Raw genomic sequence first — 5,742 nt, 5'->3', positions numbered from 1 at the left:
ACCGGGGGGCCCGGCCGCCGTGCTCGCCGCGGCCCGGCAGGTCCTGGACGCGGCCGCCCGGATGCGGCCCCCGGCCGAGCTCGACTACGTGGCCCTCGTCGACCCGTCCGACTTCACGGACGTGACCGACGGCTTCGAGGGCGAGGCGGTCCTCGCGATCGCCGCCCGCGTGGGCACCACCCGCCTGATCGACAATCTGCCCCTGACGTTCGGAGCCCGCCCATGAGCGCCCTTGCAGGAACAGGCACAGGAACCGGCATACGGCTGCACGCGCCCGCGCCCGGCTGGTCCCTCGACGCGGACGTCGTGGTCGTCGGCTCCGGCGTCGCCGGACTGACCGCCGCGCTGCGCTGCGAGGCGGCGGGGCTGCGCACCGTCGTCGTCACCAAGGCCCGCCTCAACGACGGTTCCACGCGCTGGGCGCAGGGCGGCGTCGCCGCCGCGCTCGGCGAGGGCGACACCCCCGAGCAGCACCTCGACGACACCCTCGTCGCGGGCGTCGGCCTGTGCGACGAGCGCGCGGTGCGCACGCTGGTCACCGAGGGGCCCGACGCCGTGCGCCGGCTCATCGACAGCGGCGCCGAGTTCGACCGCACCGAGGCGGGCGAGCTCCAGCTCACCCGCGAGGGCGGTCACCACCGCCGCCGCATCACCCACGCGGGCGGCGACGCGACGGGAGCGGAGATCTCGCGCGCCCTCGTCGAGGCCGTCCGCGCGCGAGGCGTGCGCACCGTCGAGAACGCGCTGGTGCTCGACCTCCTCATGGACGCCGACGGCCGCACGGCCGGCGTCTCCCTGCACGTCATGGGCGAGGGCCAGCACGACGGCGTCGGCGCCGTCCTCGCCCCGGCCGTCGTCCTCGCGACCGGCGGCATGGGCCAGGTCTTCTCGGCGACGACGAACCCGCACGTGTCCACCGGCGACGGCGTCGCGCTCGCCCTGCGCGCGGGCGCCGAGGTCAGCGACCTGGAGTTCGTCCAGTTCCACCCCACCGTGCTCTTCCTCGGCAAGGACGCCGAGGGCCAGCAGCCGCTCGTCTCCGAGGCGGTCCGCGGCGAGGGCGCCCACCTGGTCGACGCCGACGGCGTGCGCTTCATGGTGGGGCAGCACGAGCTCGCGGAGCTGGCCCCGCGCGACATCGTCGCCAAGGGCATCACGCGCCGCATGCTCGAACAGGGCACCGACCACATGTACCTGGACGGGCGGCACTTCGGCGCCGAGATGTGGGAGCAGCGCTTCCCGACGATCCTGGCCGCCTGCCGCGCCCATGGCATCGACCCGGTCACCGAGCCGGTCCCGATCGCACCGGCCGCCCACTACGCCTCCGGGGGCGTCCGCACCGACCTGCACGGCCGCACCACCATCCCGGGCCTGTACGCGTGCGGCGAGGTCGCCTGCACGGGCGTCCACGGCGCGAACCGGCTGGCCTCCAACTCCCTCCTGGAGGGCCTGGTCTACGCCGAGCGGATCGCCGCCGACATCCAGCACCGGGCCGCCGCGGAGGGCCTCCACGCGCGCGTGCCGGTCCCGGTGCCGCAGCCGCAGACCCCGCAGCACCCGCTGATGCCGCCCGAGGCCCGGTTCACGATCCAGCGCGTCATGACCGAGGGCGCGGGCGTGCTGCGCTCCGCCGACTCGCTCGCCGGGGCCGCGGCCCGGCTCGGCCGGCTGCACGCCGAGGCCGCGAGCGCCCTCGCCGAGAACGGCAAGACGTCCGAGCCGGGCGTCGACACCTGGGAGGCCACCAACCTCCTGTGCGTGGCCCGCGTCCTGGTCGCCGCCGCCCGCCGCCGCGAGGAGACCCGCGGCTGCCACTGGCGCGAGGACCACGCGGACCGGGACGACGAGAACTGGCGCCGCCACATCGTCGTCCGGCTCAACCCGGACCGCACTCTGGCCACACACACCACCGAGACCGCAGACTTCCCCGCAACGGCTCAGACCCCTCAGGAGCAGTGACCGACGTGAGCGCCACCCCCGACCTCCCCCTGGCGAACGCCTGCGGCGACAGCTGCGGCTGCGCGCACGACGACGCCGACGACGCGATGGAGTGCGGCCTCGACCCGTCGCTCGCCCAGCTCCTCCTCGACGCGGGTCTGCACCCCGTCGAGATCGAGGACATCGCCCACATGGCGATCGCCGAGGACCTCGACGGCGGGGTGGACGTCACCACCGTCGCCACGATCCCCGAGGACGCCGTCGCCACGGCCGACTTCACCGCCCGCGAGGACGGCGTCGTGGCGGGCCTGCGCGTCGCCGAGGCCGTCATCTCCGTCGTGGCCACCGACGAGTTCGAGGTCGAGCGGCACGCCGAGGACGGCGACCGGGTCACCGCCGGGCAGCCGCTCCTGTCGGTCACCACCCGCACCCGCGACCTGCTCACCGCCGAGCGCAGCGCGCTCAACCTCCTGTGCCGCCTGTCCGGCATCGCCACCGCCACGCGCGCGTGGGCGGACGCGATCGAGGGCACGAAGGCGAAGGTCCGCGACACCCGCAAGACGACCCCGGGGCTGCGCTCCCTGGAGAAGTACGCGGTCCGGATGGGCGGTGGCGTCAACCACCGCATGTCGCTGTCCGACGCCGCGCTGGTCAAGGACAACCACGTGGTCGCCGCCGGCGGTGTCGCGCAGGCCTTCCAGGCCGTCCGCGACCGCTTCCCCGGCCTGCCCGTCGAGGTCGAGGTCGACACCCTGCACCAGCTGCGCGAGGTCCTGGACGCGGGCGCCGACCTGATCCTCCTGGACAACTTCACGCCGGTGGAGACCGAGGAGGCCGTCGCCCTCACGGACGGCCGCGCCCTCCTGGAGTCCTCCGGCCGGCTCACCCTGGAGAACGCGGCGACGTACGCACGCACCGGCGTCGACTTCCTCGCCGTCGGCGCGCTCACCCACTCGTCGCCGACCTTCGACATCGGCCTCGACCTGCGCGAAGCGAAGTGATCACGCCGACATGCTGCTGACCATCGACGTGGGCAACACCCACACCGTCCTCGGCCTGTTCGACGGCGAGGAGATCGTCGAGCACTGGCGCATCTCCACGGACGCCCGCCGCACCGCCGACGAACTCGCCGTCCTGCTCCAGGGCCTGATGGGCATGCACCCGCTGCTGGGCGACGAGCTCGGCGACGGCATCGACGGCATCGCCATCTGCTCGACCGTCCCCTCGGTCCTGCACGAGCTGCGCGAGGTCACCCGCCGCTACTACGGCGACGTCCCGGCCGTCCTGGTCGAGCCCGGCATCAAGACCGGCGTCCCGATCCTCATGGACAACCCCAAGGAGGTCGGCGCCGACCGCATCATCAACGCGGTCGCGGCCGTCGAGCTCTACGGCGGCCCCGCGATCGTCGTCGACTTCGGCACGGCCACGACGTTCGACGCGGTGTCCGCGCGCGGCGAGTACGCGGGCGGCGTCATCGCCCCCGGCATCGAGATCTCCGTCGAGGCGCTCGGTGTGCGCGGCGCCCAGCTGCGCAAGATCGAGCTGGCCCGGCCGCGCAGTGTCATCGGCAAGAACACGGTCGAGGCCATGCAGGCGGGCATCGTGTACGGCTTCGCGGGCCAGGTCGACGGGGTCGTGCAGCGGATGGCGCGCGAGCTGGCGAGCGACCCGGACGACGTCACGGTCATCGCGACCGGCGGCCTGGCGCCCATGGTGCTCGGCGAGGCGTCGACGATCGACGAGCACGAGCCGTGGCTGACGCTGATCGGCCTGCGCCTCGTCTACGAGCGGAACGTCTCGCGCACCTGAGCCCCACGCCCGCAGCGCCGCCTCGTTCCGTCCTCCAGGGGAGACCGCACGCGTGACCGCGACACGCAGGGCCGCCGCGGCGGCCCTGGCCCTGCTCGTGCCGGCCCTGGGCCTGCTTCCGGCGTCCCCCGCGCGGGCCGCCGGGCCCGCCGTCGAGGTACGCGTGCCCGCGCACGCGTACCTGACGGAGCGCGGCGTCGGCCCGAGCGGCGGCTACCGGATCTGGCTGGACCCGCAGCCCGGCGGCGGCCTCGCCACCCTGCCGGGGGCGACCTTGAAGGTCGACGCCACGGACCTGGACGGCACCGCCCGCCTGCGCACCCGGCGCGCGTGCGGCGACCATGTGTGGACGGCCCTGTCCTTCACCTGCGACCTGGGCACCCTCACGCGCGGGAAGCACAGCTACCCGGACGCCCTGTACGTGGAGGCGGCACCGGGCTCCCACGCGGGCGACCACGGCACGATCCGCTACACGTTCAGCGCGCCCGGCCGCGCGGACGCGTCGTTCACGACCGAGGTGTGGGTCGCGGGACCCGACCTGCGCGAGCACGTGGACAAGCCGCTGCGGGGCCTCGCGCCGGGCAGCACCGTCGAGTTCACCCCGCGCGTGCGCAACGTCGGCCGCGTCCCGGCGCACGGCTTCGGCGTCTCGTTCAACAGCGCGCGGCTGGACTTCCGTACGGACCACCGCAATTGCTGGTACGCGGACACGCGCGCGGCCTACTGCTGGTTCGACGGGACGCTGGACCCGGGCCGCACCTACGCGTTCGCCTCGCCGGTCCGGGTCGAGGTGCCGGACGCGACGGTGAACGGCTCGTTCCAGTACGACGCCTACCTGTCGGGCCCGACCGGAAACGGCGAGGACCCCCCGACCGCGCTGACCACGGAGCTCGATCCGGGCATGAAGCGGGGCACGGGCCCGGAGCTGACGGTCCGCCCGGTCGCCGGCGACGGCGGGACGTTCGGCGAGGAGTTCGGCCTCGGCGAGGTCAGGCTCTCCACGACGCAGACCGCCGACCTGGTCGCCGGGGCCGGCCGGGTCGCAGGCCGCACCGGCTCGACGACCGACGTCACGTTCACGCTGCGCAACGCGGGCCCCGGCCGGGTCTTCGGTTCCTCCCTGGAGATCACGCCGCCGGAGGGCACCGCGGTCGTGGAGCCGACCCCGCCGCCGGACCCGGACGGCGAGCTCGAGTGGGAGTGGGAGTGCGGGCGCCTCGGCGGCGGCGCGTACACCTGCGGTCCGGGCCGCGCGCTGGAGCCGGGCGAGACCTGGCGGACGACGCTGCGGCTGCGGCTCGACCGGCGGGTGCGCGGCGCCGAGGGCCGGGCGGCGGTCGCGCTGCACAGCACCCGCCCCGCGAAGGACCCGCACCCGGGCGACAACACGGTGCCGATCAGCACCGAGATCACCGGCGGCCCGCTCGTGGAGCCCGCGGAGAAGGCGGCGCCCGCTCCGGACGGCCCCGGCGGCGGGACGACCGCGGTGCTCGCGGCGCTGGCCGTGGGAGGAGTCGTCGCGGCCGTGGCGGCCGCGCTCGGGATACGACGGATCAGGGCCCGGCGCACCCCGTGAGCGCCGTTCGCCGCGCCAGCGAACCGGAATTCATTAAATTTGTCTGATTGGACCGTATTGTCGGTTCATGCCCACGCCCTACGGAAACCGCGGCGGTATGGCGTTCGGTGCTGAAGAGCTGCGTGTGCTCCGACGCGCCCTCGCCCTCGCCCTCCACCCCACCCCCGCTCCCGACGAGGACGTCCGCGACTGCCTCCGGCTCGCCGAGTCCGTCGACGAGGCCGCACGCGAGAACGCCCGCCTGCGGGCCTTCCTGCTCGCCGACCTCGCCCGCTACCGGGCCGCCCTGCCCGGGACCGTCACGGGGTACCTGAGCCTCCTGGCGGACGCCCTCGCGGCCGGGCACCGGCCCGGCGCCGACGACCTCTCCGCGCTGCGCGCCCTGCGCGGCAACCCGCGGGCCGCCGCCCTGCTCGACC

At 74.9% G+C, this 5,742-nt stretch carries 5 protein-coding genes and 1 pseudogene; all 6 read left to right on the top strand.

Annotated features, from left to right (window positions below; genetic code table 11):
• Positions 1-226: pantoate--beta-alanine ligase (locus GTW43_RS04345; RefSeq protein WP_202501026.1), on the top strand; the 226-nt coding region annotated here is incomplete at its 5' end.
• Positions 223-1,959 (top strand): L-aspartate oxidase, encoded by a 1,737-nt coding sequence (locus tag GTW43_RS04340; RefSeq protein WP_161300285.1) that lies wholly within the window; start codon positions 223-225, stop codon positions 1,957-1,959. The genes GTW43_RS04345 and GTW43_RS04340, both read left to right, overlap by 4 nt.
• Positions 1,956-2,939: a carboxylating nicotinate-nucleotide diphosphorylase gene (nadC, locus tag GTW43_RS04335; protein WP_161300284.1), complete on the top strand. Its 984-nt coding sequence runs from the start codon at positions 1,956-1,958 to the stop codon at positions 2,937-2,939. Before GTW43_RS04340 ends, nadC begins: the two co-directional genes overlap by 4 nt.
• A gap of 10 nt (positions 2,940-2,949) precedes the next feature.
• Positions 2,950-3,747 (top strand): type III pantothenate kinase, encoded by a 798-nt coding sequence (locus GTW43_RS04330; protein WP_161300283.1) that lies wholly within the window; start codon positions 2,950-2,952, stop codon positions 3,745-3,747.
• Positions 3,748-3,799: 52 nt separating this feature from the next.
• A complete protein-coding gene (locus GTW43_RS04325; protein WP_161300282.1) occupies positions 3,800-5,323 on the top strand; it encodes a hypothetical protein in 1,524 nt (507 codons plus the stop codon).
• A gap of 67 nt (positions 5,324-5,390) precedes the next feature.
• Positions 5,391-5,742, top strand: a pseudogene (locus GTW43_RS04320) (hypothetical protein); the annotation flags it as partial.

The sequence above is a fragment of the Streptomyces sp. SID5785 genome, from assembly GCF_009870065.1.
In the GTDB taxonomy this organism is placed as follows: domain Bacteria; phylum Actinomycetota; class Actinomycetes; order Streptomycetales; family Streptomycetaceae; genus Streptomyces.
The sequence above is the reverse complement of the archived record's forward strand: the minus strand, read 5'-3'. Positions and strand labels throughout refer to the sequence as shown.

Excerpts from the sequence above, each read along its gene's own strand:
- GTW43_RS04340 (WP_161300285.1), top strand. The coding sequence starts at position 223 with ATGAGCGCCCTTGCAGGAACAGGCACAGGAACCGGCATACGGCTGCAC.
- GTW43_RS04330 (WP_161300283.1), top strand. The coding sequence starts at position 2,950 with ATGCTGCTGACCATCGACGTGGGCAACACCCACACCGTCCTCGGCCTG.